Origin of the sequence: Agromyces sp. Root81 (assembly GCF_001429165.1) — a bacterium.
In the GTDB taxonomy this organism is placed as follows: domain Bacteria; phylum Actinomycetota; class Actinomycetes; order Actinomycetales; family Microbacteriaceae; genus Agromyces.
The window spans coordinates 297,739-323,782 of record NZ_LMIR01000004.1; the positions used below are offsets into that span (position 1 = coordinate 297,739).

At 70.6% G+C, this 26,044-nt stretch carries 24 protein-coding genes; 9 read left to right on the forward strand and 15 right to left on the reverse strand.

Translation table 11 applies throughout. The features are described 5' to 3' along the window. Positions 1-114 precede the first annotated feature (114 nt). Genes ASE14_RS18200 through ASE14_RS18210 form a run of 3 tightly spaced genes read left to right on the forward strand, consistent with a single transcriptional unit; the run spans position 115 to position 3,181 of the window. Positions 115-1,272 carry a sensor histidine kinase gene (locus ASE14_RS18200; RefSeq protein WP_056658475.1) on the forward strand — a complete coding sequence of 386 codons (1,158 nt, stop codon included), beginning with the start codon at positions 115-117 and terminating at the stop codon, positions 1,270-1,272. Then, a complete protein-coding gene (locus tag ASE14_RS18205; RefSeq protein WP_056658477.1) occupies positions 1,269-2,531 on the forward strand; it encodes a hypothetical protein in 1,263 nt (420 codons plus the stop codon). The genes ASE14_RS18200 and ASE14_RS18205 overlap by 4 nt, the downstream gene beginning before the upstream one ends. Beyond that, positions 2,531-3,181: a response regulator transcription factor gene (locus ASE14_RS18210; RefSeq protein WP_056658479.1), complete on the forward strand. Its 651-nt coding sequence runs from the start codon at positions 2,531-2,533 to the stop codon at positions 3,179-3,181. Before ASE14_RS18205 ends, ASE14_RS18210 begins: the two co-directional genes overlap by 1 nt. 24 nt (positions 3,182-3,205) lie before the next feature. Here ASE14_RS18210 and ASE14_RS18215 read toward each other — a convergent pair whose 3' ends face one another. The 4 genes from ASE14_RS18215 to ASE14_RS18230 all read right to left on the reverse strand — a co-directional run bounded on the left by ASE14_RS18215 (position 3,206) and on the right by ASE14_RS18230 (position 7,176). Continuing rightward, positions 3,206-4,480, reverse strand: coding sequence for an MFS transporter (locus ASE14_RS18215; RefSeq protein ID WP_056658482.1), 1,275 nt, complete (start codon positions 4,478-4,480; stop codon positions 3,206-3,208). Between the two features lie 127 nt (positions 4,481-4,607). Then, entirely contained in the window at positions 4,608-4,925 is a 318-nt protein-coding gene (locus ASE14_RS18220) for a thiamine-binding protein (RefSeq protein WP_056658484.1), read from the reverse strand. A gap of 12 nt (positions 4,926-4,937) precedes the next feature. Next, positions 4,938-6,230: a glycosyltransferase 87 family protein gene (locus ASE14_RS18225; protein ID WP_056658487.1), complete on the reverse strand. Its 1,293-nt coding sequence runs from the start codon at positions 6,228-6,230 to the stop codon at positions 4,938-4,940. Positions 6,231-6,330: 100 nt separating this feature from the next. After that, the gene (locus tag ASE14_RS18230; RefSeq protein WP_056658489.1) at positions 6,331-7,176 is read right to left on the reverse strand and encodes an ADP/ATP-dependent (S)-NAD(P)H-hydrate dehydratase; all 846 of its coding nucleotides are present in this window, start codon (positions 7,174-7,176) and stop codon (positions 6,331-6,333) included. Between the two features lie 23 nt (positions 7,177-7,199). Between ASE14_RS18230 and ASE14_RS18235 the strand changes: the two genes are divergently transcribed. Continuing rightward, the gene (locus tag ASE14_RS18235; RefSeq protein WP_056658491.1) at positions 7,200-7,838 is read left to right on the forward strand and encodes an HAD family phosphatase; all 639 of its coding nucleotides are present in this window, start codon (positions 7,200-7,202) and stop codon (positions 7,836-7,838) included. A 12-nt stretch (positions 7,839-7,850) separates the two neighbouring features. Here the strand turns inward: ASE14_RS18235 and ASE14_RS18240 are convergent, their stop codons facing one another. The 4 genes from ASE14_RS18240 to ASE14_RS18255 form a co-directional block, all read right to left on the reverse strand. Next, entirely contained in the window at positions 7,851-8,225 is a 375-nt protein-coding gene (locus ASE14_RS18240) for a VOC family protein (protein ID WP_056658494.1), read from the reverse strand. Positions 8,226-8,333: 108 nt separating this feature from the next. Further along, positions 8,334-9,371 carry a hemolysin family protein gene (locus tag ASE14_RS18245; protein WP_056658496.1) on the reverse strand — a complete coding sequence of 346 codons (1,038 nt, stop codon included), beginning with the start codon at positions 9,369-9,371 and terminating at the stop codon, positions 8,334-8,336. Next, on the reverse strand, positions 9,368-10,696 hold the full coding sequence (locus ASE14_RS18250; RefSeq protein WP_056658500.1) for a hemolysin family protein: 1,329 nt from the start codon (positions 10,694-10,696) through the stop codon (positions 9,368-9,370). Before ASE14_RS18250 ends, ASE14_RS18245 begins: the two co-directional genes overlap by 4 nt. Before the next feature lie 136 nt (positions 10,697-10,832). Continuing rightward, the gene (locus ASE14_RS18255; protein WP_056658502.1) at positions 10,833-12,272 is read right to left on the reverse strand and encodes a GuaB1 family IMP dehydrogenase-related protein; all 1,440 of its coding nucleotides are present in this window, start codon (positions 12,270-12,272) and stop codon (positions 10,833-10,835) included. Between the two features lie 157 nt (positions 12,273-12,429). On the opposite strand from ASE14_RS18255, the gene ASE14_RS18260 reads away from it, so the two are divergent. Next, positions 12,430-16,230, forward strand: coding sequence for a multifunctional oxoglutarate decarboxylase/oxoglutarate dehydrogenase thiamine pyrophosphate-binding subunit/dihydrolipoyllysine-residue succinyltransferase subunit (locus ASE14_RS18260; RefSeq protein ID WP_082601041.1), 3,801 nt, complete (start codon positions 12,430-12,432; stop codon positions 16,228-16,230). A gap of 72 nt (positions 16,231-16,302) precedes the next feature. Here the strand turns inward: ASE14_RS18260 and ASE14_RS18265 are convergent, their stop codons facing one another. The 3 genes from ASE14_RS18265 to ASE14_RS18275 form a co-directional block, all read right to left on the reverse strand. Next, positions 16,303-18,588 carry an MMPL family transporter gene (locus ASE14_RS18265; RefSeq protein ID WP_082601042.1) on the reverse strand — a complete coding sequence of 762 codons (2,286 nt, stop codon included), beginning with the start codon at positions 18,586-18,588 and terminating at the stop codon, positions 16,303-16,305. A 61-nt stretch (positions 18,589-18,649) separates the two neighbouring features. Then, positions 18,650-18,901, reverse strand: coding sequence for a zf-HC2 domain-containing protein (locus ASE14_RS18270; RefSeq protein WP_056658505.1), 252 nt, complete (start codon positions 18,899-18,901; stop codon positions 18,650-18,652). After that, positions 18,898-19,668 (reverse strand): sigma-70 family RNA polymerase sigma factor, encoded by a 771-nt coding sequence (locus ASE14_RS18275; protein ID WP_369816516.1) that lies wholly within the window; start codon positions 19,666-19,668, stop codon positions 18,898-18,900. Before ASE14_RS18275 ends, ASE14_RS18270 begins: the two co-directional genes overlap by 4 nt. 55 nt (positions 19,669-19,723) lie before the next feature. Here ASE14_RS18275 and aroA point away from each other — a divergent pair, with 55 nt between their 5' ends. Genes aroA through bcp form a run of 3 tightly spaced genes read left to right on the forward strand, consistent with a single transcriptional unit; the run spans position 19,724 to position 22,694 of the window. After that, positions 19,724-21,091 carry a 3-phosphoshikimate 1-carboxyvinyltransferase gene (aroA, locus tag ASE14_RS18280; RefSeq protein WP_056658509.1) on the forward strand — a complete coding sequence of 456 codons (1,368 nt, stop codon included), beginning with the start codon at positions 19,724-19,726 and terminating at the stop codon, positions 21,089-21,091. After that, complete coding sequence (gene rsgA, locus ASE14_RS18285; protein WP_056658512.1) at positions 21,088-22,176, forward strand: ribosome small subunit-dependent GTPase A; 1,089 nt, start codon at positions 21,088-21,090, stop codon at positions 22,174-22,176. The genes aroA and rsgA overlap by 4 nt, the downstream gene beginning before the upstream one ends. A 41-nt stretch (positions 22,177-22,217) precedes the next feature. Further along, positions 22,218-22,694, forward strand: coding sequence for a thioredoxin-dependent thiol peroxidase (gene bcp, locus ASE14_RS18290; RefSeq protein ID WP_056658514.1), 477 nt, complete (start codon positions 22,218-22,220; stop codon positions 22,692-22,694). Between the two features lie 43 nt (positions 22,695-22,737). On the opposite strand, the gene ASE14_RS18295 is transcribed toward bcp, so the two are convergent. Further along, entirely contained in the window at positions 22,738-23,205 is a 468-nt protein-coding gene (locus ASE14_RS18295; RefSeq protein ID WP_056658516.1) for a hypothetical protein, read from the reverse strand. 204 nt (positions 23,206-23,409) lie between these two features. On the opposite strand from ASE14_RS18295, the gene ASE14_RS18300 reads away from it, so the two are divergent. Next, positions 23,410-23,658: a WhiB family transcriptional regulator gene (locus ASE14_RS18300; protein WP_022893204.1), complete on the forward strand. Its 249-nt coding sequence runs from the start codon at positions 23,410-23,412 to the stop codon at positions 23,656-23,658. Positions 23,659-23,762: 104 nt separating this feature from the next. On the opposite strand, the gene rdgB is transcribed toward ASE14_RS18300, so the two are convergent. From rdgB to murI, 3 genes are read right to left on the reverse strand one after another with little or no spacing between them, the layout of a single operon-like run. Further along, positions 23,763-24,374 (reverse strand): RdgB/HAM1 family non-canonical purine NTP pyrophosphatase, encoded by a 612-nt coding sequence (gene rdgB / locus ASE14_RS18305; protein WP_056659267.1) that lies wholly within the window; start codon positions 24,372-24,374, stop codon positions 23,763-23,765. A gap of 5 nt (positions 24,375-24,379) precedes the next feature. After that, positions 24,380-25,153 (reverse strand): ribonuclease PH, encoded by a 774-nt coding sequence (gene rph, locus ASE14_RS18310; RefSeq protein WP_056658517.1) that lies wholly within the window; start codon positions 25,151-25,153, stop codon positions 24,380-24,382. After that, the gene (gene murI, locus ASE14_RS18315; RefSeq protein ID WP_056659270.1) at positions 25,150-25,995 is read right to left on the reverse strand and encodes a glutamate racemase; all 846 of its coding nucleotides are present in this window, start codon (positions 25,993-25,995) and stop codon (positions 25,150-25,152) included. The genes rph and murI overlap by 4 nt, the downstream gene beginning before the upstream one ends. Positions 25,996-26,044 lie beyond the last annotated feature (49 nt).

Genomic DNA, 26,044 nt, shown 5'->3' on the forward strand with positions numbered 1-26,044 from the left:
GGGTCGCCGTCGAACCGGCCGACCCCGGCTCTCCCACGAAGCGCACCGACTCCGATACCCTTCGAGTGTGACGGCGCCGGAACCCGCGGTGGCCGATCACACCGAGGCGGTGTCATGAAGCGCATCCACAAGGAACGCGACCGGTTGCTCCGAAAACTCGCGAGGGTCTCCGGGCTGAGCGGCACGGTCGGCGCATTCGCGTGCCTCCTCGTGCCCGGCGCGTCGACGGGCCTCGAGCTCGCACTCGCCGCGCTGCTGAGCCTCGGTGCCGGTGTCTTCCTCGTGCTGCACACTGCTCGCGGGTCCCTCCCGCCGGCGCTGGCCGCTGTGGCCTGCGCGATCGCGCTCATCAGCGTGCTCGGCGCTGCGCCGGTGATCGACCCGGTCGCCGTCGTCGCGATGGCCCTCACGGCGGCGATGACGGCCTCCGCGGTTGCGATCACCCTCATCGTGCGCCCCGACGGCCCCGTCATCGTGCTCGGCCTCGCGGCAGCGACGCTCATCGCCGTGGGCATCGTCGCCGTGACCGGCCATGCGATGCAGGGCGTGGCGATCGGCGCGCTCATGGGGTGGGCCGCCAACGCCTCGATCGGCATCTGGCTCGATCGATCGATCGCCGTGGCATCCGATCGCATCGACGAGGTCGGGCGCGCCCACGAGGCCGAGCGGCTCGCGAGCGAACTCGAGTCCCAGCAGCGGCAGGACGCCCGGGTGCTGCACGACACCGTGCTCGCGACCCTCAGCCTGCTCGCCCATTCGGGAGTCGGCGTCGGGGCGGGCGCGCTCCGCCAGCAGGCCGGCGATGACGCACGGCTGCTGAAGCAACTGCGGCTGGGGGCGCCGCTCGATCGCGGCTCGACCGCCGTGTTCTCGCCCGAATCCGACGACGACAGCCTCGGCATGACCTTCGAGTCGGTGCGCCAGCGGTTCGCGCGCATGGGACTCGACGTGAACTGGCACGGCACCGGCCGGCTCGCCCTCCCCCGCGACACGCTCGACGCCCTCCTCGGCGCGCTCGGCGAGTGCCTCGAGAACGTGCGCAGGCACGCGGGCGTCACCGAGGCCGATGTCACGGTGAGCGACGACGAGCGCACGGTGCGGGCGATGGTGACCGATTCCGGCTCGGGATTCGAGCCCGGAACGGTCGACGGCGCCCGGCTCGGCTACGCGGAGTCCGTCGTCGGCCGCCTGAACATGGTCGGCGGCCGGGCGAGGATCTTCTCCTCGCCCGGATCCGGCACGACCGTGATGCTCGAGGTGCCGAAGCCATGAGCGACCAGCAGATCGCCGGAACCACCATCGGGCGCCAGTTCCGCCGCCCATCGCGCTCGGCCCGCGCGGCCGGCGACGTGCGGGACAGTCACGGCGGACGGCGGCTGGCCACCGGCATCACGATCGCGTCGGGCTTCATCGTCATCGGTCACCTCGCGCACGCGATGATGATCGCCCCGCTCTTCCCTCCGGGCCCCGGCCCGTGGCCGGCCTGGCTCGCACTCGTCGGCGTCGTGGTCGTGGGCGTCGTGTCCCGCCTGGTGTCGCGGAACACTCCCCTGCCCGACGTGCTCTACGTCGTGCTCCTCATCGCGCTCATCGCTCCGGTGTGGCTCGACGTGTCCGCGACGGCGGGGCTGTTGCACCTCGGGGTGACGCCGACCGCGGCAGCCGCGGCCGGTGCGGTGCTGATGCCGGTGGCGGCGATCCGGGGGACGCGCGTCCCGCTCCTCGTCTCGTGCGCGATCGGCGCCGTGATCGCCGGGTCGGCGCTCCTCCAGATCACGACGGCGGGGCACTACACGGTGACGGGGCTCGCCGTCGCGGCATCCGCGGTCCTGCCGATGGTCGTCGCGGTGATCGCGATCAGCGGGTTCCGGCGGCTGGTTCGGCGCGAACTCGACCTCTCGCTCGTGCAGAGCACCGTCGCGACCCCGCGCACCGCGGTGGGCATGCGCGCCTCCGAGGAACTCGCACAGCTCGACTTCGACGCGGAGTCGCTGCTCGACGACGTCGGCTCGGGGCGCATCGCGATTCCGTTGCCGCCCGAGGCCGCCGAGCGCGCGGGCGACCTCGCCGCCCGACTGCGGGTGCGTCTCATCGAGGGACGCAACGACACCTGGCTCCGGCATGCGGTGACGGAGTCCGCCTACCTCAGCAACCGGGTGACGGTCGACGATCCCGGCGGCCTGGCCGGACTGCTCGAGCACGACCAGCGGGATGGGCTGCTGCTGGCGCTCTGGTTCCTCGTCGGCGAGCAGTCGAAGGGCACCGCCGAGCTCGCCGCGCACGTCACCTGTCGTGAAGCCGGCGAGGTCTCCGACCCTCGATCACCCGATGTGCAGCTCTCGATCGACGTCTCCGGCGTCGTTCAACGTCGCGTCGATCCCGCAACTTGGGATGCACTCGGTACAGTCGGTACACACGATGTCGTTACGGGCCCCGAGTCATTCCGGATCGACATCGACTGCCGGGTCGACCCGAACGTCTCGGCAGGCGTCACGACCGTCCACGGGGCGGCCCGTCGAAGGGGAAGCTGATGGCTGAGACCGCTCCACCGATCCGTCTGGCGATCGTCGACGACCACCGCATGCTCCTCGGAGCCCTCTCCGAGTGGATCCGCACCGCGGCACCCGACATCGAGCTGCTCGCTGCGGTGCCCTCGTGGTCGGAGCTCCTCGCCCACCCCGAGTTCCCCGTCGACGTCGTCCTCCTCGACCTCGACCTGCGCGACAACATCCCCATCTCGCTGAAGCTGTCGATGCTGAAGTCCGCCGGAGTGCAGACGATGCTCATGAGCACGTACTCCGAGCCGACCGTCGTCCGCGAGGCGCTCGGCTCCGGTGCGCTCGGCTACCTCGTGAAGTCCGAACCCGTCGAGACGATCATCGAGGCCATCCGCGCCGCACGCATCGGCGAGTCCTACCTGACGGCCGAGCTCGAGCTCGCGCTCAGCGACGAGGGCACGGCCCCGAAGCTCTCCGCACAGGAGCGCCGGGTGATGGCGCTCTACGGCGCCGGCCAGCCGGTCAAGGCCGTGGCCTTCCAGCTCGGGATCTCCGAAGAGACGGCGAAGAGCTACCTCAAGCGCATCCGCGAGAAGTACCGCGCATCGGGCTACGACGTCGGCACGAAGGTGGCGCTGCGCAAGCGAGCGATCCTCGACGGCATCCTGCTGCAGTCCGACTGAGCCGGGACACGCCCAGAAGCGGGGTCAGGACTCGACGGCGTGCATCGCGCCGGTCGCGTACGGCACCGGGACCCCGCGACGGGCGCGTGAGCGGTCGAGGGCGAACGAGGCCACGGCGAGCAGGGCGCCTGCGATCGTGAGCACGAGCCCGATCCAGATCGGAGCGACGTAGCCGAGTCCCCCGGCGATCGCGATGCCGCCGAGCACGGCGCCGAGGCTGTTGCCGATGTTCAGGGCCGAGTGGTTCAACGCCGCGGCGATCGACTGGCTGTCGCGCGCGACGTCCATGAGCCGCGCCTGGATGGTCGGTGAGAGGGCGGCGGATGCCCCGCCGACGAGCAGCACGCCGGCGAACAGCCCGATCGGGCTCGACGCGGTGAAGCCGAGCAGCACGAGCGCGCCGGCGAGCACGGCGAAGAACAGGTACATCGATCGGCGCACGCTCCAGTCCGCGAGCCGACCGCCGGCGAAGTTGCCGATCGTCATGCCCACGCCGAATGCGATGAGCACGACGGGCACGAGCTGTTCCGGCAGCCCGGTGACGTCGGTGGTGAGCGGGGCGATGTAGCTGTAGACCGCGAACAGCCCGCCGAAGCCGATCGCACCGATGCCGAGGGCGAACCACACCTGGGAGCGCGAGAACGCCCGCAGCTCGCGTTTCATCGTCGCGCCGGGGTCGCCGGCCTGCCACGGCACTGCGACGAGCACCGCGACGAAGGTGAGGGCGAAGATCGCCGCAACGGCGAGGTAGGCGGTGCGCCATCCCGCGAGCTGGCCGAGCCAGGTGATCGCCGGCACGCCGATCACGTTCGCGATCGTCAGGCCCGAGAGCACGAGTGCGACGCCTCGGGCCCGCTTGCCGGGCCCCATGAGACTCGCCGCGACGAGCGAGGCGATGCCGAAGTAGGCGCCGTGCGGCAGCGCGGAGATGAAGCGGGCCACGAGCACGAGTTCGAAGCTCGGCAGCACCGCCGAGGCGATCGTGCCGAGCGTGAAGGCGGTGAGCAGGGCGAGGAGCAGTCGCTTGCGAGGCCAGCGCGCCGCTGCGGCGGCGATCGTGGGTGCGCCGACGACGACGCCGAGCGCGTAGGCCGAGATCATCCAGCCGGCGTTCGCGTTCGCCTCCGCGGTCGACTGCGCGGAGAGCTCCGGCAGCAGGTCGAGGGCGATGTTCGGCAGCAGGCCCATGGCGACGAACTCGGTCGAGCCGATGCCGAAGCCGCCGAGGGCGAGCGCGAGGAGCGCGAAACGGATGCGGGCCGGCGACCGTGTCGTCGGCCCGTCGTCGGAGAGGGTCACCCATCGATTCTCGCACAGGAATCGAATCGATTCGATGCACCATTCGATGCACTACTCCCACGACTCGCGAGCCCGGTGCTCGCCGGGTCGGAGACGCAGCCTCGGCGCAAGGCCCGACCATCGCCGCTCAGGCGTCGGAGTCGAGCTCCTCCATCGCCGACTCCAGCCGCACGAGCTTGCCCTCGAGTTCGCCCGAGTAGCCCGGACGGATGTCGGCCTTCAGCACGAGCGACACGCGCGACCCGTACTCGCCGACGGCCTCGGTGGCGCGTCGCACCACCTCGAAGACCTCGTCCCACTCCCCCTCGATCGTCGTGAACATCGAATCGGTGCGGTTCGGCAGGCCCGACTCCCGCACGATGCGCACCGCCGCCGCGACGGCGTCGTGCACCGACCCGTCGCTTCTGCCCGTGCCGCTCGGCGCGACTGAGAATGCCACCAGCATGATTCGTCTCCTTCAGCTCTCGTCGGAGACCATTGTCCCGCGCGCCGCCCCGACCAGCGGCGCCGCCGTCCGCCGCGCACCGAGCCGCCACAGCGAGCGGATGCCCCAGACGAGGAGCACCACGAGCAGGAGCGACTTGGCGGTCAGCAGGAACACGAACGCGGGATCGGCGATCAGGAGCCATCCGTACCAGTACGGGTAGATGATGTGCGTGAGGAGCGCGATCGCCGCAGCGAGGAACGCCGGCACGATGAACCGGGCGGGGCGGTAGACGAGGCCGAGCACGACGGGCGCGGCCAGCCACGTGACGAACTGCGGCGAGCCCACCTTGTTCGCGAGCATCAGCACCACCACGAACGCGAGTGCGAGCGGTGGCAGCAGCCGTCCGAAGGCGGCGCCGCGTCGCACCGCGCGCATGCCGATGAGCACGACGGCGAGCACTCCGAGCGCCATGACCGGGGTCGTGAGGGCTGCCGCGGCATCCGCACCGGGCCCCTGGATCTGGAAGGTGAGGATCTGGCGGTCGTAGACGATCCGCACCGTCTCGGACCCTGCCACGATCTGCCAGAGCCAGACGACCGCGAGCGGCGCCTCGATCTGCAGGCCTCGCCCCGCCTGTTCGACGATGAAGCCGACCGCATTCGGCCCGGCGCCGGCGAGGAGGCTCACGCCGACGATGCCGATGCTGAGCGCGACCGCCACGGTGAGCACCTCGAGCCGTCGGCGCGCGGCGATCACGAGGGCCGCGACGAGGGCCGCCGGCCAGACCTTGATCCACGCGCCGACCGTCAGCAGCACCGCGGCCACTCGAGGCCGGCCGGCGGCCCAGAGCAGGCCGGTGATGGCGAACGGCACGGTGATCGCGTCGATGCGGCCGAACGCGATCGGGCCGAGCAGGGCGAGGAACCCCAGCCACCACCACGCAGCGAGCCGTCGCGGGCGCGACAGGCGCGCGCGGCCGATGAGGACGCCGAACGCGATGGCGTTCAGCAGGGTGACCATCGCGAGCCAGGTCTGCGCATAGAGTGCCGAACCGAACGCGAGCGCGACCGTCATCGGTGCGAAGGCGAGGATCGGGTACACCCACGGCGCGTCGATGCCCATGCGAAGCCACCCGTGGGCGGCGTTCTCGGCCCACACCCGGTACACGGCCGTGACATCGCCGAGGGGGTAGCCGACCGCCGCCAGGTTCAGCCAGATGAGCGCCGCGTGCACGAGGACGAAGCCGGTCCAGAGTGCGGCGCGGGTACCGAGCCAGCCGCGGATGCGGTGAGCGGATGCCTCGCGCCCATCGCCGTCCGTCATGGCGAAGAGCCTAGCCGAGCGCGACATTCGACCGGGCGTCACCCGCGAGTTCCTCGCGCGGTTCCTCTCCGACTGATCGGCGCCCGGTGACGGCCCGGGCTCAGCGGGCGAGCAGCGCCCCGACGACGCGCGGCACCTGCTGGGCGATGTCGAGCGCGGTCACGGGGCCGCCGTCGACCGCGGCCGTGGCCCGTCGCGCCGCCTCGCCGTGCATCCACGCAGCGGTCGCCGCGAGGGGGGTCAGCACCTCCGCGTCGGACGCGAGTCGTTCGTGATGCGTGGCCACGAGCGCACCGAGGATCCCGCCGAGCACATCGCCGGTGCCGGCCGAGGCCAGCCAATGGGTGGCGGCGACGACCGTGGAGCGGTCGCCATCGGGGTCGCAGATGTGCGTGACCGCGCCCTTCAGCAGCACGGCGACGCCGAGCTCGCGTGCCGCGCGAAGGGCCCATTCGGCCGGCGCCTCTCGCACCTGTGCAACGGACGTCTCGATGCCGCGCGAGGCGAGCAGCACGGCGAGTTCGCGCGTGTGCGGCGTGATGACCGTCGGCGCGGTGTGCGTGCCGACGAGGTCGAGCGCCCCGGCGTCGAGCACGACCGGCAGGCGTGAGGCGAGCGCCCCCTGCAGGTCGCCGAGCAGCATGAACGAACGCCGCTCGGCGTCGATGCCCGAGCCGATGAGCCAGGCCTGCACGCGGCCGGGGGCGGTGACGGTCTCCGGGCGACGGGCGAGCACCGCGGTGCGCACCGCACGCGGCCCGGTGTAGCGCACCATGCCGAGGCCGGTCCGGTGGGCGGCCTCGACGGAGAGCACCGCAGCGCCGGGGTACTCGGGCGAACCCGCCACGACACCGAGCACGCCGCGAGAGTACTTGTCGTCAACCGCTGTCGGCGCGACGATCCACTTCGCCGCATCGGCGGCGGTCCATTCCTGCCACGTCTCCATGCTCCAACGATAGGTTGAGGAGGATGACTCCGACGATTCCCGCACCGATCAGCCTGGCTCCCCGCGTCGTCGTCTTCGACTACGGCGAGGTCATCTCGCGCGAGCCCACCGACGCCGATCGGGCCGCCCTCGTCGACCGGGCCGGTGCGACCGCGGACCCCGAGCCGTTCTGGGCGTCGTACTGGGCGCACCGCCTCGGCCTCGATCGGGGCACCACGTCGATCGCCGAATACTGGCAGGCCGTCGCCACCGACCTCGGGGCCCGATGGAACGCGATCGACGTGCACGAGCTCTGGGCGATCGACCACCGGGGCTGGCTCTCGGTCGACCCCGGCACGCTTGGTGTCCTGCACGCCCTCGCAGCGGGCGGCACGCGCCTCGCGCTCCTGTCGAACGCGGGCGCGGACTTCTCGGGCTGGCTGCGCCACGGCTCGTTCGCGCCGCTCTTCGAGCGCGTGTTCGTGAGCGGCGAGCTCTCACTCGTGAAGCCCGACGCGGCGATCTACGAGCACGTCATCGACGAACTCGGCATCGAGGCATCCGACTTCGTCTTCATCGACAACAAGGCCGAGAACGTCGACGGCGCGAAGGCCGTCGGCGGCGACGGGCACGTGTTCACGGATGCCGCGTCGCTCGAGGCCTGGCTCCGAGCCCTCGCCTGACCCGCCGCCGAGTCAGCTGCGCTGCCCGACGGCCAGGATGTTGCCCTCGCTGTCGGTGAACCAGGCGGATCGCATGCCGTCGATCTCTGCGACGCCGTCGACGGTCTTCAGGCCGGGCAGGTCGTAGTCGGCGAACTCGACGCCACGCGACTTCAGCTCCGACATCGCCGCGTCCAGATCGTCGGTGTCGATGCCGAATGCGGTGTTCCTGGCGGTGCCGGCGAACTGCGTCTCGTAGACGAGCACGCGCCCGCCGCCGATCTCGAAGAGGACCCCGGTCTCGTCGGTCATGACCGGGTCGAGGTCGAAGGTGTCCTTCCAGTACCGGACGGCCCGTGCAAGGTCGGATGCCGGAAGAACCGCATAGGCGCGCGCAGACTCGAACATGATATGTCCTCACTTTCGTGACTGCTGCGGAGTCTACGCGCGCGGGCAGGCGGCGGGCAGTCCCCCATCCGGGAGATCGCCGGCCGCCTGCGCCGCGCGCGCAGCGGATCAGCCGCGTCGCGTGGCGTCCTGCACTTCGCCGACGAGCTCCTCGATGATGTCCTCGAGGAAGATGACGCCCGTCGTGGTGCCGTCCTCGTCGAACGCGCGCGCCACGTGGGTGCCGAGCCGGCGCATCGTCGACAGGGCGTCCTCGAGGTCGGTGCCCGCGTAGATCGAGACGAGACGTCGCACGCGCTTCGCGGGGATCGGGTCGTCGAACTCGTCGTCGTCGAGGTCGATGACGTCCTTCAGGTGCACGTAACCGTCGGGCTCGCCCGCCTGATCGAGGATCGGGTACCGCGAGAAGCCGCGCCGGGCGACAGCCCGCTCGACGTCGGCCGGCGTGGCCTCGGACGGCAGGCTGACGAGCGCATCGAGCGGCACCGCGACATCCTGCACGCGCTTCGTCGTGAACTCGAACGCCGCCGTGAGCGTGCCGCTCGCGTCGTCGAGCACGCCCTCGCGACGCGACTGGTCGACGATCGTCTGCACCTCTTCGAGGGTGAAGGTGGAGGCCGCCTCGCTCTTCGGCTCGACCCCGAAGAGCCGCAGCACGGCGTTCGCCGTCGCGTTCAGCGCGACGATGATCGGCCGGAAGATGCGGGCGATGAACACGAGCGGCGGCGCGAGCAGCAGCACCGCGCGGTCGGGGACCGAGAACGAGAGGTTCTTCGGCACCATCTCGCCGAAGACGACGTGCAGGTAGGAGACGAGCACGAGCGCCACGATGAAGGCGATCGTGGAGACCACCTCGGCCGACCAGCCGGTCAGGTGCAGCGGCACCTCGAGCAGGTGGTGGATCGCCGGCTCGGAGACGTTCAGGATCAGCAGCGAGCAGACCGTGATGCCGAGCTGGCTCATCGCGAGCATGAGCGTGGCGTGCTCCATCGCCCAGAGCGCGGTCTTGGCGCTGCGCCTGCCCTGCTCGGCGAGGGGCTCGATCTGCGAGCGCCGCGCCGAGATGACCGCGAACTCCGCGCCGACGAAGAAGGCGTTGGCGATGAGCAGCACGATCAGCCAGGCGATGCCGGCCCAGTCGCTCATCGTGCTCCCCCATCGAGCTCGTCGACGTCGGGCAGCGGGTTCGGCACGAACCGCACGCGGTCGATGCGCCGCCCGTCGAGGCGCTGCACGACGAGCGTGCCGTCGTCGATGAGCACCTCGTCGCCGACCACGGGCAGTCGCCCGAGCTCGGCCATGACGAATCCGGCCACGGTCTCGTAGTCTCCGTTCTCGGGCACGCGGATGCCGGTGCGCTCGAGCAGCTCATCGGGTCGCAGTATTCCGGGGAAGCTCACCTGGTCGCCCCGCCGCACGACGCCCGCGCGGGTGCGGTCGTGCTCGTCGGAGACCTCGCCGACGAGTTCCTCGACGAGGTCTTCGAGGGTCGCGACGCCGGCCGTGCCGCCGTACTCGTCGACGACGACGGCCATCTGGTAGCCGCGGCCGCGGAGCTCGCCGAGCAGCGTGTCGAGCTTCATGGTCTCCGGCACGCGCAGCGCCTCGGACTGCAGGGCCGAGGCCGGCACCTCGCCGCGCTTCTCGCGCGGAACGGCGACCGCCTGCTTGACGTGCACGAGGCCGACGACGTCGTCGAGGTTGTCGTCGTACACCGGGAACCGGGAGTACCCCGTGGTGCGCGCGAGCTCGAGCACGGCCTCGGCCGGCTCCTGGCGCTGCACGGCGGCGACCGCGGGGCGCGGCGTCATCACATCGGATGCGTCGTGGTCGGCGAATCGCAGGGTGCGGCCGAGCAGCGTCGCGGTGTCCTGTTCGAGCAGCCCGGCGCTCGCCGAGCGCCGGACGAGCGACGAGAGCTCCTCGGCCGAGCGTGCACCCGACAGCTCCTCCTTCGGCTCGATGCCGACCGCACGGAGCAGCCCGTTGGCACTGCCGTTCAGGAGCGAGACCGCCGGCCGGAACACCCACGTGAACGCCGTCTGGAACGGCATCACGAGCTTCGCGGTCGCGAGCGGGAGCGCCAGTGCGAAGTTCTTCGGCACGAGCTCGCCGAGCACCATCGACAGCAGCGTCGCCACGACGATCGCCGTGATCGTGCCGATGGGGCGCACGAACGCCTCGGGGAGGCCAATCGCGGTCAACGGGCCCGCGAGGAGCGACGAGATCGCCGGCTCCATCGTGTAACCGGTGAGCAGCGTGGTCAGGGTGATGCCGAGCTGCGCACTCGACAGGTGGGTCGAGGTGATCTTCAGCGCCGAGATGGTGAGGCCGAGTTTCGTCTCACCACGCGCACGCCGAGCTTCCAGGTCGGCTCGGTCGAGATTGACGAGCGCGAACTCACTGGCGACGAACAAGCCCGTGCCGATCGTGAGGAGGAACCCGATGCCGAGGAGAATCCACTCAGACATCGCCACCTCCGCGAGCAGTCACGGGCGGGGGTCTATGACCGGGGGCAGCGGCAGAGGGAGGATCGTCCATTGTCGCCTCAGTATATCGGCGCGACCCGTTCGATCCCCCGTGATCACGGGAGGGTCGCCGCCCGTCTCACCAGCTGACGGGTAGCGCCTTCCCCTCCTCGTATCCTGCGGCCGACTGGATGCCGACGAGCGCACGGTCCCGGAACTCCTCGAGGGTGCGGGCGCCGGCATACGTGAACGAGCTGCGCACACCGGAGGTGATCATGTCGAGCAGGTCCTCGATCGACGGGCGAAGCGGGTCGAGGTAGATCGCCGACGACGAGATGCCCTCGGCGAAGAGCTCCTTGCGGGCGAGCTCGTAGGGCGAGAGGCGGTCGAAGCGCTCGCGGACGGCCTTCGTCGAGGCCATGCCCCAGCTCTCCTTGAACAGGCGACCGGATGCATCGTGGCGCAGCGTGCCCGGCGCCTCGATGGTCCCGGCGAACCACGAACCGATCATGACCGAGGCCGCGCCCGCTGCGAGCGCGAGCGCCACGTCGCGCGGATACCGCACCCCGCCGTCGGCCCAGACGGCCGCTCCGAGCTCGCGTGCGGCCTCCGCGGTCTCGAGCACGGCCGAGAACTGCGGTCGACCGACCGCGGTCATCATGCGGGTCGTGCACATGGCACCGGGTCCGACGCCGACCTTCAGCACGTCGGCGCCTGCCTCGACGAGGTCGGCGACCGCATCGGCGGTCACGATGTTGCCTGCCACGATCGGGATGTCGAGCCCCAGGTCGCGCACGATCGACACGGCGCGGATCATGCCCTCCTGATGCCCGTGCGCGGTGTCGATCACGAGCATGTCGACGCCCGCGGCGGCGAGCGCGGTCGCCTTCGCCGCGACGTCGCCGTTGATGCCGATCGCGGCGGCGACGCGGAGACGACCTTCGGTATCGACGTTCGGCTCGTAGATCGTGCCGCGCAGAGCGCTCCGGCGGCTGAGCGTGCCGACGACACGCCCGTGCTCGAGCACGGGGGCGAAGTCGAGGTCGGCATCGATCATGAGGTCGAACGCCCGGCGCGGCGTCGACACGTCGTCGGCGTCGAGCGAAGCGAGCCCGCCGTGCACGAGGTCGCCGAGGCGGGCGTCGGGCAGCGCCGTCGCGAGGCGGTCGGCGGGGATGCAGCCGACGTAGGCGCCGCGGGAGTCGTGCAGCACGATGCCGTGGCCGGCAACCGGAGGGAGGGCCGCGAGGGCGTCGGCAGCCGTGGCATCCGGACTGAAGTCGTGCGGGGTGTCGAAGCGCGGCGACTGCGCCTTCACCGCGCGGATCGCCTCGTCGAGGTCCTGCAGGTGCATGTCCTGCGGCAGCACGCCGAGCCCGCCGCGGCGGGCGAGCGTGGCCGCGAGGCGGGGGCCGGTGATCGAGTTCATGTTCGCCGACACGATCGGAACGGAGGCGCCCGATCCGTCGTCGGGCGCGAGCGAGACGTCGAGCCTGCTGGTGATCCCGGACCGGGTCGGCACGAGGAACACGTCCGAGTAGGTGAGGTCGTGGCTGGGTGTCGTCCGGTAGAACTCCATGCCGCCACGCTACCGCCGAGCCGCCGTCGGCGCGCGGGTGCTCTCGGCCGCGTTGTGGGGATTAGGCTGGGAGGCGGTGATTCGTCATGCCCGCGCGTGTGGCGACACCACCGAAGCAGGTAAATCCAGTATCAATGGAGAGAGTGGGCGAGAGGCTGTGTCGAGCCAATTGACCGGGTCGGGATCCGACGAGACGACGTCGGGCGAATACGGAGCCAACGAATGGCTCGTCGACGAGATGTACGAGAAGTTCCTCGTCGATCCCCAATCGGTCGACAAGACCTGGTGGCCGGTGCTCGAGCACTACCGCCAGGTGAAGACCGAGGGCGGCGAACTCCCGGTCACCGCCCCGGCGACGGATGCCGCGCCATCCGCCCCACCCGCAGGCGCCGCCGCACCGGCAGCGCCCGCCGCGCCATCCGCGCCCGCGACTGAGGCCGCAGCGCCTGCCGCGACGGCCGCCGAGCCGGCCCGGCCTGCCACCGCACCCGTGCCCGTCATCGGGCAGACCCCCGCCGCCCGCACGACCTCGGTGGCACCGCGCACGCAGCCCGTGCCGGCCGACGTGCCGGTCACGAGCCCGCAGCCCGTCGTCGCCGACGCCCCGAAGGAAGACGAGGTCGTCACCCTCAAGGGCATGCCGAAGGCCCTCGCGGCCAACATGGACGCCTCGCTCACCGTGCCGACCGCCACGAGCGTCCGCACGATCCCCGCGAAGCTCATGATCGACAACCGCATCGTGATCAACAACCACCTGCGGCGTTCCCGCGGCGGCAAGATCTCGTTCACCCACCTCATCGGGTGGGCGCTCATCCAGGCGCTCAAGGAGTTCCCGAGCCAGAACGTCTACTACTCGGAGCCCGACGGCAAACCGAGCCTCGTCAAGCCCGCGCACATCGGCCTCGGCATCGCGATCGACATCCCGAAGCCCGACGGCACTCGGGCCCTCCTCGTCCCCGCGATCAAGCGTGCAGAGACGATGTCGTTCAACGAGTACCTCGCGGCCTACGAGGACCTCGTGCAGCGCGCCCGCCAGAACAAGCTGAAGGCAGACGACTTCGCCGGCGCCACGATCTCGCTCACGAACCCTGGCGGTATCGGCACGGTGCACTCCGTGCCCCGCCTCATGAAGGGGCAGGGCTGCATCATCGGTGCTGGTGCCCTCGAGTACCCCGCCGAGTTCCAGGGCGCCTCCGAGAAGACGCTCTCGAACCTCGCGATCGGCAAGACGATCACGCTGACCTCGACCTACGACCACCGCGTGATCCAGGGCGCCGGCTCGGGCGAGTTCCTGAAGAAGGTGCACGAGCTGCTCATCGGCCAGCGCGGCTTCTACGAGAACCTGTTCGCCGCGCTCCGCCTCCCCTACGAGCCGATCCGCTGGGCGCCCGACATCTCGGTCGACATCGCGAGCGCGATCGACAAGACCGCCCGCGTCCAGGAGCTCATCAACGCGTTCCGCGTGCGCGGCCACCTGATGGCCGACATCGACCCGCTCGAGTACGTGCAGCGCTCGCACCCCGACCTCGACATCGCGACCCACGGCCTGACCTTCTGGGACCTCGACCGCGAGTTCGTCACCGGCGGCTTCGGCGAGAAGCGCACCGCCCAGCTCCGCGACATCCTCGGCGTGCTCCGCGACTCCTACTGCCGCACCATCGGCATCGAGTACATGCACATCCAGGACCCCGTGCAGCGCAAGTGGATCCAGAACGAGGTCGAGCGCTCGTACGAGAAGCCGACGCACGACGAGCAGATGCGCATCCTCGGCAAGCTCAACCAGGCCGAGGCGTTCGAGACGTTCCTGCAGACGAAGTACGTCGGCCAGAAGCGCTTCAGCCTCGAGGGCGGCGAGTCCGTCATCCCGCTCCTCGACGAGATCCTGCAGGGCGCGGCGAAGGAGGGCCTCGACGAGGTCGCCATCGGCATGGCGCACCGCGGCCGCCTCAACGTGCTCACGAACATCGCGGGCAAGACCTACGGCCAGGTGTTCCGCGAGTTCGAGGGCACCCAGCAGCAGTCGAAGGGCTTCTCCGGCTCGGGCGACGTCAAGTACCACCTCGGCACGCAGGGCACGTTCACCGCCGATGACGGGCACCAGGTCCCCGTCTCGCTCGCTGCCAACCCCTCGCACCTCGAGGCCGTCGACGGCGTGCTCGAGGGCATCGTGCGCGCCAAGCAGGACCGGAAGCCGATCGGCACGTTCTCGACGCTGCCGATCCTCGTGCACGGCGACGCCGCAATGGCCGGGCAGGGCGTCGTGCTCGAGACGATGCAGATGTCGCAGCTGCGCGGCTACCGCACGGGCGGCACCATCCACGTCAACATCAACAACCAGGTCGGCTTCACGACGGTGCCGGGCGACGCCCGCTCGTCGATCTACTCGACGGATGTCGCGAAGACGATCCAGGCCCCGATCTTCCACGTGAACGGCGACGACCCCGAGGCCGTCGTGCGGGTGGCTGAGCTCGCGTTCCGCTACCGCCAGGAGTTCAAGCGCGACGTCGTCATCGACCTCGTCTGCTTCCGCCGTCGCGGCCACAACGAGGGCGACGACCCCTCGATGACCCAGCCGCTCATGTACAACCTCATCGAGGCGAAGCGCTCGGTGCGCAAGCTCTACACCGAAGCGCTCGTCGGCCGCGGCGACATCACCGAGGCCGAGTACGAAGAGGCGCACCGCGACTTCCAGGACCGCCTGGAGCGCGCCTTCGCCGAGACGCATGCCGCGCAGACCGGGGCCATCCCGATCATCGGGGCGACCGAGTCGGCCAGGCCCGAGGAGCCCGTCTCCGGCGAGCTCGAGACCACCGGGGTCTCGACCGAGGTCGTGCAGGCCATCGGCGATGCCTTCAACAACAAGCCCGCCGGCTTCACGGTGCACCCGAAGATCCAGCAGCTCCTGACGAAGCGCCTCGACATGAGCCGGAACGGCAAGGTCGACTGGGGCTTCGGCGAGCTCCTCGCACTCGGCTCCCTCCTCCTCGAGGGCACGCCAGTGCGCCTCGCCGGCCAGGATGCGCGCCGAGGCACCTTCGTACAGCGCCACGCGGTGCTGCACGACCGGGCGAACGGCCAGGAGTGGCTGCCATTGCAGAACCTCTCCGAGAACCAGGCCCGCTTCTGGATCTACGACTCGCTGCTCTCGGAGTACGCGGCGATGGGCTTCGAGTACGGCTACTCCGTCGAGCGCGCCGACGCCCTCGTCATGTGGGAGGCGCAGTTCGGCGACTTCGCGAACGGCGCGCAGACCATCATCGACGAGTTCATCTCCTCGGCCGAGCAGAAGTGGGGCCAGCGCTCGAGCGTCGTGCTCCTGCTCCCCCACGGCTACGAGGGTCAGGGCCCCGACCACTCGAGCGCCCGCATCGAGCGGTACCTGCAGCTCTGCGCCGAGAACAACATGACGGTCGCACGGCCCTCGACGCCCGCGTCGTACTTCCACCTGCTGCGCCGTCAGGCCTACGCGCGCCCGCGCCGGCCCCTGATCGTCTTCACCCCGAAGGCGATGCTGCGGCTCCGCGGTGCGACGAGCGAGGTCGCCGACTTCACGAGCGGCCGCTTCGAGCCGGTCATCGACGACGGCCGCATCACCGACAAGGCCGCGGTCAAGCGCGTCGTGTTCGTCTCGGGCAAGATCTACTACGACGTGATCGCCGAGCTCGACAAGCAGCAGAACACCGAGGTCGCGGTCGTGCGCCTCGAGCAGCTCTACCCGCTGCCCGCCGGTGAGCTGAAGGCCGTCGCGGAGTCGTACCCGAACGCCGAGCTGGTGTGGGCGCAGGACGAGCCCGAGAACCAGGGCGCCTGGCCGTACTTCATCATCGAGACGAACAAGCTCGGTGCGCGTCCCGTCCGGGTCATCGCCCGAACCGCAGCGGCATCGCCCGCCACGGGTTCCGCGAAGCGGCACGCGACCGAGCAGGCCGAGCTCGTGCGCAACGCGACCACGCTCTAGCCGAAGCGGCGCGACGAACGAAGCGAGCGGATGCCCCGGGGCATCCGCTCGCTTCGTCGTTCCAGCCGCCCGTCAGCGCGGCTCGCGGGCGCCCCGGGGCTCGCGGGCGAGGCGGCTCGGCCACCAGATGGCCGGGCCGATGTCGTACGCGAGCGCGGGGATGAGGAGCGAGCGCACGATGAAGGTGTCGAGCAGCACGCCGAACGCGACGATGAACGCGATCTGCACGAGGAAGAGGATCGGCAGGACTCCGAGCGCCGCGAAGGTCGCCGCGAGCACGAGGCCGGCCGAGGTGATGACCCCGCCCGTGGCGACGAGGCCGCGGAGGATGCCGGCGCGGGTGCCGTGCGCGAGCGTCTCCTCGCGAACCCGGCTCATCAGGAAGATGTTGTAGTCGACGCCGAGCGCGACGAGGAAGACGAAGCCGTAGAGCGGCACCGTCGGATCCGCGCCGGGGAAGCCGAAGACGTTGTCGAAGACGATCGAGGAGACGCCGAGCGCCGCGGCGAACGACAGCACGACGCTCGCGACGAGCAGGAGCGGCGCGACGATCGAGCGCAGGAGCAGCATGAGGATCACGAAGATCACCACGAGCACGAGCGGCATCACGAGGTTGCGGTCGTGCACGGCCGCTGCTGCTGTGTCGAGCGCGATCGCCGACGTGCCGCCGACGAGCACCGTCTCGTCGATCGCGTCGAGGCCGCTGCGCAGCTCGGTCACGACCGCCTCGGCCTCGATCGAGTCGCCCGCGTAGTCGAGCGTGGCCTGCAGCATGACCTCGCCGTCGCGCACCGTCGGCGCCGCCTCGACGCCGGGCACCCGCGACGGCGCCACCCCGTCGGCCGTGACCACGAGCGAACCGCCCGGCGCATCGTTCGCGACCACCGTGAGGGCGGTCACACCGTCGGTGTCGAGGATGACACCGGCGACCTCGTCGATCTCACCTTCGGGCGCGATGATGACCGCGGGCGTGCCGGATCCGGCCGGGAAGTGCTCGCCGAGCACCTGCTGACCGTCGCGGGCCTCGGAGGCGCCGAGCACGAACTCGCTCTGCGGCACGCCGTCGGCGTCGAGCTGGGTGAGTCCGAGCGCCATCACGCCGAGCAGCAGCGTCGAGGTGATCCAGACGATGCGGGGCCGGCGCTTCACGAGACGCGCGACGGCGGGCCAGAGGCCCCGCCGGGTCGTGACGTCGTCAGCCGCGTCCGCCGTGACGTCGGCCGCGGCATCCGCCGACGCCGCAACGGGGCGACGCGGCCAGAACGCCGCGCGCCCGGCCCACAGCATGAGCGCCGGCAGCAGCGTGAGCGACGCCGCGACGGCGCACGCGATGCCGATGGCCGCGACGGGCCCGAGCGCCTTGTTCGAGTTGAGGGCGCTGAACAGGAGCATCAAGAGGCCGGCGATGACGGTGCCGCCCGAGGCGAGGATCGGCTCCCACGAACCCTTCAACGCCGCCCAGGTGGCGTCCCACTTCCGCTCGTACCGGGCGAGCGCCTCGCGGTACCTGGCGATGTAGAGGAGCGAGTAGTCGGTCGCGGCACCGATGACGAGGATGAACAGGATGCCCTGCGTCTGCCCGGTCAGCAGCACAACATCGGCCTTCGCGAGGGCGACCGTCGCGAGCACGGCGACCGTGAGGGCGGCCATGCTCGTGCCGAGCACGATCACCGGCAGCAGCGGCGAGCGGTAGACGATCACGAGGATCAGGAGCACCGCGGCGAGCGCGGTGAGCAGCAGGATGCCGTCGATGCCGGAGAACGCGCCGCCGATGTCGGCAGCGAGACCGGCCGGCCCGGTCACCGCCACGGTCAGCCCGGAAGCCGCGGCGCCGCTCAGCCCGTCATCGAGGGTCGATCGGAGTTCACCGACGGTCTTGCTCGCCTTCACCTCGGTGTCGAGCGAGACGAACACCTCTGCGGCTTCGCCGTCCTCCGAGACGATGGCCGGCGAGACGCCGTCGTCCACGACGCCAGGGACGGCCTGGAGTTCGGCACCGATGTCGTCGAGCAGGGCGAGGTCGTCGTCGGTCAGCCCGCCGTCGCGCTCGACGACCACGATCGCCGGGACCACGTCGTCGCCGCGGAACTCCGCCTGCAGATCCTGCACACGAGTCGCCTCCGACTCGGCGGGGAGGAACTGCGACTGGTCGTTGGTCGCCACCTGCGACACCTGCCCGAACGCCGAACCGCCGGCACCGAACAGCGCGAACCACACGAGGATGAGGACGGCGGGGATGAGGACGCGGACCCAGGTCGGCGGGCGGTTCGACCGCTTCGGCGGAGCTGGGGCGTCGGAGGTGCGGGCAGGAGTCTCGATCACACCGTCGACGCTACGGACGCGCCGAGCGGCGCACATCGAACGAACGATTGACGTGCGGCGATCCGGTCACCCGCCCGGCATCGTCACCGCCGAACGGTCAGGCGACGGTGTGGGTCGACTGGTACAGCCGGATCTGGGTGAGCACCTGCACCCGCAGCTGCTCCGGAGCGCTCTCGCGGCACGCGCGCTGCACGACCTCGGTGATCGCCACGCCGACGCGCAGCTCGGCCTGGCAGTCGGCGCAGTTCGCGACGTGGTCGCGGATGTCGGATGCATCCGCCGCCCGCAGCTCGTTGTGCAGGTACTCCTCGAGTTCGGCTCTGGCCTTGTCGCAGCCGCAGTCGGTCATCGTGGGCTCCTCGGCATGCTCTGACTCTTCGGCATCTTCTGCCTCCTGGTGGGTGCGGTCGCCTTCTCGCCCGCTGCGAATCCTTGCTCGCGGGCGTAGTCGGCGAGGGATTCGCGAAGCAGACGCCTGCCACGGTGCAGACGGCTCATCACGGTCCCGATGGGGGTGTTCATCATGTCGGCGATCTCCTGGTAGGAGAAGCCCTCGACGTCGGCGAAGTACACGGCGAGCCGGAAGTCCTCGGGCAGCGCCTGCAGCGCGTCCTTGACGGCGCTGTCGGGCAGGTGGTCGATCGCCTCGGCCTCGGCCGATCGGCTCGACCGCGCAGTCGTCGACTCGGCGCCGCCGAGCTGCCAGTCCTCGAGGTCGTCGATCGTGCCCTGGTACGGCTCGCGCTGCTTCTTGCGGTAGCTGTTGATGAAGGTGTTCGTGAGGATCCGGTACAGCCACGCCTTCAGGTTCGTGCCCTGGGTGAACTGCCCGAACGCGGCGAACGCCTTGACGAACGTCTCCTGCACGAGGTCCTGCGCGTCGGCCGGGTTCTTCGTCATGCGAAGGGCGGCCGCGTACAACTGGTCGATGAACGGCAGTGCCTGTTCCTCGAAGAGCTCGCCGAGCGGGCGGGCGGCCTCCTCGGCCCCGGAGCCCTCGGCCCCGGAGTCAGCGGGCACAGCGTCGTTCGGCGTCGCGTCGATCTGGTCGGCAGTCATCACCGGCCATCCTAGATCGTCCACCCCGACGACAGCCGGGCGTTCGAGCACTCCCATCGACATGCGCAACACCGTCTCCTTCCGCGTTTCCGGACGCTACTGTTGATAACCGATGCAGATTTCGAGGTATTCCGCACCCGAGTTCGATCCGTACGGCGAAGCGAGGCAGACCGAGACGGATGACGGGTGGCGCGCGCCGCTCGCCATCGCGCCGCTGTCCTCGGTGCTGGCCCTGCCGGGGTCGAAGTCGCTCACCAATCGCGAGCTCGTGCTCGCGGCCCTCTCCGACGGGCCGTCGACGCTCCACGCTCCCCTCTGGTCGCGTGACAGCGAACTCATGATCGAGGGGCTCCGTGCCCTCGGCACCGGCTTCGAGCGGATGCCCGGGCGCGGCGGCTTCGGCGACGACCTGCGCGTCATCCCCGCCGAGGAACTGCTCGGCTCGACGACCATCGACTGCGGGCTCGCGGGCACGGTCATGCGATTCCTGCCGCCGGTCGCCGCGCTCGCGCTCGGCCCCACGACCTTCGACGGCGACGAGTACGCCCGCCGCCGCCCCATGGCCGGGGTGATCCACGGGCTGCAGGGCCTCGGGGTCGACCTCGACGACGACGGGCGCGGCACGCTGCCCTTCACGGTGCACGGCACCGGCACGGTCGGCGGCGGACCGCTCGAGATCGACGCCTCGGCGTCCAGCCAGTTCGTCTCGGCCCTGTTGCTGTCCGCCGCGCGCTTCGAGCACGGCATCGACCTGCGGCACACGGGCGAACGGCTGCCGAGCCTGCCCCACATCGAGATGACGATCGAGACGCTCCGGGCACGCGGCGTCGAGGTCGCCGGCCCCGAGCCCGGCCGGTGGATCGTCGAACCCGGCGCCATCCGAGCGATCGACGTCGACATCGAACCCGACCTCTCGAACGCCGCGCCGTTCCTCGTCGCGGCGCTCGTCGCGGGCGGCTCCGTCACGATCACCGGCTGGCCGGCCGAGACGACGCAGGTGGGGGCGCAGCTCGCCGGCATCCTGCCGCTGTTCGGCGCTCGCGTCGAAGTGGAGGCGGACCGGCTCACGGTGCACGCGCCCGCTCGGAGCGACGACGGCCGAGGCATCCGCGGCGTCGAGCTCGACCTCTCGGAGGCCGGCGAGCTCGCACCGAACCTCGTGGCGCTCGCGGCCCTCGCCGACGAGCCGTCGACGATCCTCGGCATCGGCCACATCCGCCATCACGAGACCGACCGTCTCGCGGCCCTCGCCGCCGAGATCAACGGCCTCGGCGGCAAGGTCACCGAACTCGACGACGGCCTGCGCATCGAACCCGCCCCGCTCCACGGCGGTCCGTGGCGTGCCTACGCCGACCACCGCATCGCCACGAGCGGTGCGATCATCGGCCTCGCCGTGCCGGGCGTCGTCGTCGACGACATCGCATCGACGGGCAAGACACTCCCCCAGTTCACCGCGCTCTGGGAGCAGATGCTGGCATGACCTGGTGGAGCACCGACGACGACGAGGACGACGAGCCGGAGTTCGACGAGTCCGATGTGCGTGTGCGGCCGAGCCGCCGGGGCAGCCGCCCTCGAACCAAACAGCGCCCCGAGCACGCCGATGCCGTCGTCGGCATGGTGATCGGGGTCGACCGCGGACGCTACAGCGTGCTGATCGACGAGAACGGGCCCGACGAACGGGTCATCACGGCCGCGCGAGCGAGCGAGCTGCGCCGCAAGTCCGTCGTCACGGGCGATCATGTCGATCTCGTCGGCGACACGACCGGCGATCCCGGCACCCTCTCCCGCATCGTGCGGGTCGGTGAGCGCACCACGCTGCTCCGTCGAAGTGCCGACGACACCGACGAGGTCGAACGCGTCATCGTCGCCAACGCCGACCAGATGCTCATCGTGGTGGCCGCGGCGAACCCCGAGCCCCGCATCCGCCTGCTCGACCGCTACCTCGTCGCGGCGTTCGACGCCGGCATCCGGCCGCTCCTCGTCATCACCAAGACCGACCTGGCCGACCCCGAGGAGTTCCTCCGCAACTTCGCCGGGCTCGACCTGACGGTGTTCCTGAGCGGCGAGGACGAGATGCCGCTCGACGAGATCGCCGGCGTGCTCGTCGGCCACCGCACCGTCTTCGTCGGCCACTCGGGCGTCGGCAAGTCCACGCTCGTGAACGCGCTCGTGCCGAGCGCGAAGCGCGCCACCGGCCACGTCAACGTCGTCACCGGCCGGGGCCGCCACACCTCATCGTCGACGGTGTGGCTGCGCTTCGACGCCGCCGATCTGCCGGGCGCCGACCTGCCTGGGGCCGAGACCGGCACCGGCTGGGTCATCGACACCCCGGGCGTGCGCTCGTTCGGGCTCGGCCACGTCGACCGCGCGAACATCCTGCGCTCCTTCACCGACCTCGACCGCCTCGCAGAACGCTGCCCGCGCGGGTGCACGCACCTGCCCGACGCGCCCGACTGCGCCATCGTCGAGGCCGTCGAGGCCGGCGAGCTCGGCGAGACCGGCCCGGCCCGTCTCGAGTCCCTGCAGCGCCTGCTCACGACCTTCGCGGGCGGCGCGGCGGTCTGACACGGCCCACCGGCATCCGTCGACCTGCCTACCATGGAGGTATGACCGATGCACGACTCGCCCCCGGCGACCTCGCTCCAGATTTCACCCTGCTCGACCAGAACGGCGAACCGGTCACCCTCTCGGCCCTGCGGGGCTCGAAGGCGGTGCTGTACTTCTACCCCGAGGCGATGACCCCGGGCTGCACGACTGAGGCGTGCGACTTCCGCGACAACCTGAACTCGTTCGCGAGCGCGGGCATCCGCGTCCTGGGCGTCTCGAAGGACGACGTCGCCAAGCTCGCGAAGTTCGCCGAGCGCGACCGCCTGACCTACACGCTGCTCTCCGACACCGACCTCGCCGTGCAGCAGGCGTACGGCGTCTGGGGCGAGAAGTCGCTCTACGGCAAGATCGTCGTCGGGTCCATCAGGTCGACCTTCGTGATCGCCGAGGACGGCCGCATCGAGCGCGCCTTCTACAACGTGAAGGCCACGGGCCACGTGGCGCGCCTGCGCCGCGAGCTCGGCCTCGACGGCTGACGCCGACCCTACGCAGGACCCGGAATCCACTCGCCCCCGGGGGTCACGCCGTGGCGTGATCCTCGGGTCGGGTGTACGCCAGGCGCACGGGCGTCCACAGCAGGAGGCCGATGACCGTGATCGCCGGCACCAGCAGCGCCCAGCCCACGTCAGGGCGCGCGAACAGGCCCTGGAACGCACCGACCGCGACCGACACCTGCAGGATCTGCCAGACGATGGCCGCGGCCCTCGACCACGGCGCCTGTCGGAGCGAGCCGAACGCGACCGTCACGACCCAGATCGCACCGATCGCGACGAGCACGAGCAGTGCGATCGCCGTGGCGTACGACGACGGTTCCAGCGAGAACAGGTCGATGAGGAGCCAGATCACGAGGGCGACCATCGCCGCCGCCTCGAGGAAGAGCAGCACGCTCACGACGACGAGCGCACCGCGCACACCGGACCGGGCGGCGGGAACCTCCGGCACCGACTCGTCGTTCGCATCGATGGGGGCGTCATCGCGCCGATTCACAGGGTTATCCCATACACAGCTATTGATTCGATCTCTCCGCTATGCGACCATTTATGAGGCCGAATTGATGCTCACAGGGACGTGAGCCGATCAGTCACTGATCCTACTTCCCGAGATTCGGCTTTCCCCCTGCAGCAGCCGGTTTCGGCAAGCGCAATCGTGCGCGTCTGCGATCGAAGTACACCCCGCAAGGAGCATCCCCATATGGATTGGCGCGACAAGGCCGCCTGCCTCACCGCAGACCCGGAACTCTTCTTCCCGGTCGGCAACACGGGTCCTGCCGTCGACCAGATCGAGAAGGCGAAGACCGTCTGCGGTCGCTGCACCGTCACCGAGATCTGCCTGCAGTACGCCCTCGAGACCGGCCAGGACTCGGGCGTGTGGGGTGGCCTCAGCGAAGACGAGCGCCGCGCCCTCAAGCGCCGCGCCGCCCGCGCCCGCCGCGCCTCCTAGCGCGCCCGGCGGCCGGAGACGCGGCCGCCGATCCGCTCGCCATCTTCACACGGCCGACGACCCTGCCCGTCGCCGGTGCTCCGCGACCCCGACGACTCCACGACTCACTGCGCCGCGGTGATCCGCTCGAGCTCGGGGATGAGCGCCGCGAACGCGCGGGACCGATGGCTGTGCGCGTTCTTCACCTCGGGCGCGAGCTCTGCCGCAGAGACCTCGAACCCCTCGGGCACGAAGATCGGGTCGTACCCGAATCCGTGCGCGCCCGACTCCTCGAGGGCGATGCGCCCAGGCCACAGCCCCACGGCCGCGTACTCGTGCTGCCTGCCGGCGGCCTCGGGCACGACGAGTGCGATGGTGCAGTGGAAGCGGGCGGTGCGGTCCGGGTCGCGGATGTCGCCGAGCTGGGCGAGCAGCAGGTCGAGGTTGGCCTGCGCCCCCTTGCCGGGCCCCGCCCACCGGGCCGAGAAGATGCCGGGCGAACCGCCCATGACGTCGACCGCGATTCCGGAGTCGTCGGCAAGGGCGATGCGACCGGTGTGCGCCGCCGCGGCGCGCGCCTTGATGAACGCGTTCGCCTCGAACGACGTGCCGTCCTCGACGGGTTCGGGGCCGTCGTAGGCGAGCACCGTGAGTCCGGGCATCCGCTCGCCCAGGATCTTCTGGAACTCGTCGACCTTGTGCTGGTTGTGCGTCGCCAGCACGATCTCGAGGCTCATCGGCGTCACTTCCCGGCTGCGGCGATCGCCTCGGCGAGCACGCGCTGCTGGATGAGCGTGAGCTCGGCGGTGCCGGCGAGGGCGAGGTCGAGCAGCGAGTCGAGCTCCCGGCGGTCGAAGGGCGCACCCTCCGCGGTGCCCTGCACCTCGACGAAGAGCCCGCGGCCGGTCGCCACGACGTTCATGTCGGTCTCGGCACGCACGTCCTCGACGTACGCGAGGTCGAGCATCGGCGTGCCGTCGATGATGCCGACCGAGACCGCGGAGACCGTGTCGATGAGCGGACGGGCGCGCTGGCCGATGAACTTCTTGTCGCGGGCCCACTCGATCGCGTCGGCGAGCGCCACGTAGGCGCCCGTGATCGCCGCCGTGCGGGTGCCGCCGTCGGCCTGCAGCACGTCGCAGTCGATCTGGATCGTGTTCTCGCCGAGGCCCTTGGTGTCGACGACCGCGCGCAGGCTCCGGCCGATGAGGCGGCTGATCTCGTGGGTGCGGCCGCCGATGCGGCCCTTGACGGCCTCGCGGTCGTTGCGCGTGTTCGTGGCGCGGGGCAGCATCGAGTACTCGGCCGTGACCCAGCCCTTGCCCTTGCCGTTCATCCAGCGGGGCACGCCGTTCGTGAACGATGCGGTGCAGAGCACCTTGGTCTTGCCGAACGAGATGAGCGCACTGCCCTCGGCATGCTCGCTCCAGCCGCGCTCGATGGTCACCTCGCGCAACTGGTCGGCGGTGCGTCCGTCGGCGCGGATGATGGTGGTGGGCTCGGATGCCTCGGTCATGCGTTCTCCTGTCGAAGCCGTACGTGGTCTGGAATCGTGACGGCACCGGTCTGCACGAGCTCGACGCTCGGGATCTCGGGGCCGATGAGGCGGTGGGCGAGGTCGAGGAACGCGCTCGTGGAGCGTCCGGTGGCCTCGTAGCGGTAGCTGGGCGGGGTCGCGGCGCGGCGCTCGGTGCCGGTGCCGACGAGCACCCGGTAGACGTCGTTCGCCGTCTCGACGTCGCTCGAGACGAGGGAGACCTCCTCGCCCATGACGTAGGAGATCGCGCCCTTCAGGAACGGGTAGTGCGTGCAGCCGAGCACGAGCGTGTCGATCCCGGCGTGCTTCAGCGGCGCGAGGTACTCCTCGGTGATCGCGAGCAGTTCGTCGCCGGTGGTCACACCGGCCTCGACGAACTCGACGAACCTCGGGCAGGCCCGCGAGAAGAGATCGAGGTGCGGAGCCGCGGCGAACGCGTCGTCGTAGGCGCGCGAGGCGATGGTGCCCGCCGTGCCGATGACGCCCACCCGACCGGTCTTGGTCGTCGCGACGGCGCGGCGCACCGCCGGCTGGATCACCTCGACGACCGGCACGTCGTAGCGCTCCCGGGCGTCGCGGAGCATCGCGGCCGAGGCCGTGTTGCAGGCGATCACGAGCATCTTCACGCCCTGCGCCACGAGGTCGTCGAGCACGGCGAGCGCATAGCCGCGCACGTCGGCGATCTTCTTCGGGCCGTAGGGCGAGTGCTCGAGGTCGCCGATGTAGAGGATCGACTCGTTGGGCAGTTGGTCTTTCACGGCCCGGGCGACGGTGAGCCCGCCGACCCCGGAGTCGAAGATCCCGATCGGTGCATCCGTCACGACATGCAAGCGTAGCGCTCCACGCTGAACGCGCCCTCCTCGATAGGCT

Coding starts and splice junctions, on each gene's coding strand:
- ASE14_RS18200 (WP_056658475.1), top strand. CDS start 115: ATGAAGCGCATCCACAAGGAACGCGACCGGTTGCTCCGAAAACTCGCG.
- ASE14_RS18205 (WP_056658477.1), top strand. CDS start 1,269: ATGAGCGACCAGCAGATCGCCGGAACCACCATCGGGCGCCAGTTCCGC.
- ASE14_RS18210 (WP_056658479.1), top strand. CDS start 2,531: ATGGCTGAGACCGCTCCACCGATCCGTCTGGCGATCGTCGACGACCAC.
- ASE14_RS18220 (WP_056658484.1), bottom strand. CDS start 4,925: ATGCTGGTGGCATTCTCAGTCGCGCCGAGCGGCACGGGCAGAAGCGAC.
- ASE14_RS18225 (WP_056658487.1), bottom strand. CDS start 6,230: ATGACGGACGGCGATGGGCGCGAGGCATCCGCTCACCGCATCCGCGGC.
- ASE14_RS18230 (WP_056658489.1), bottom strand. CDS start 7,176: ATGGAGACGTGGCAGGAATGGACCGCCGCCGATGCGGCGAAGTGGATC.
- ASE14_RS18235 (WP_056658491.1), top strand. CDS start 7,200: ATGACTCCGACGATTCCCGCACCGATCAGCCTGGCTCCCCGCGTCGTC.
- ASE14_RS18240 (WP_056658494.1), bottom strand. CDS start 8,225: ATGTTCGAGTCTGCGCGCGCCTATGCGGTTCTTCCGGCATCCGACCTT.
- ASE14_RS18245 (WP_056658496.1), bottom strand. CDS start 9,371: ATGAGCGACTGGGCCGGCATCGCCTGGCTGATCGTGCTGCTCATCGCC.
- ASE14_RS18250 (WP_056658500.1), bottom strand. CDS start 10,696: ATGTCTGAGTGGATTCTCCTCGGCATCGGGTTCCTCCTCACGATCGGC.
- ASE14_RS18255 (WP_056658502.1), bottom strand. CDS start 12,272: ATGGAGTTCTACCGGACGACACCCAGCCACGACCTCACCTACTCGGAC.
- ASE14_RS18265 (WP_082601042.1), bottom strand. CDS start 18,588: ATGTGCGCCGCTCGGCGCGTCCGTAGCGTCGACGGTGTGATCGAGACT.
- ASE14_RS18270 (WP_056658505.1), bottom strand. CDS start 18,901: ATGACCGACTGCGGCTGCGACAAGGCCAGAGCCGAACTCGAGGAGTAC.
- ASE14_RS18275 (WP_369816516.1), bottom strand. CDS start 19,668: ATGGGAGTGCTCGAACGCCCGGCTGTCGTCGGGGTGGACGATCTAGGA.
- aroA (WP_056658509.1), top strand. CDS start 19,724: ATGCAGATTTCGAGGTATTCCGCACCCGAGTTCGATCCGTACGGCGAA.
- rsgA (WP_056658512.1), top strand. CDS start 21,088: ATGACCTGGTGGAGCACCGACGACGACGAGGACGACGAGCCGGAGTTC.
- bcp (WP_056658514.1), top strand. CDS start 22,218: ATGACCGATGCACGACTCGCCCCCGGCGACCTCGCTCCAGATTTCACC.
- ASE14_RS18300 (WP_022893204.1), top strand. CDS start 23,410: ATGGATTGGCGCGACAAGGCCGCCTGCCTCACCGCAGACCCGGAACTC.
- rdgB (WP_056659267.1), bottom strand. CDS start 24,374: ATGAGCCTCGAGATCGTGCTGGCGACGCACAACCAGCACAAGGTCGAC.
- rph (WP_056658517.1), bottom strand. CDS start 25,153: ATGACCGAGGCATCCGAGCCCACCACCATCATCCGCGCCGACGGACGC.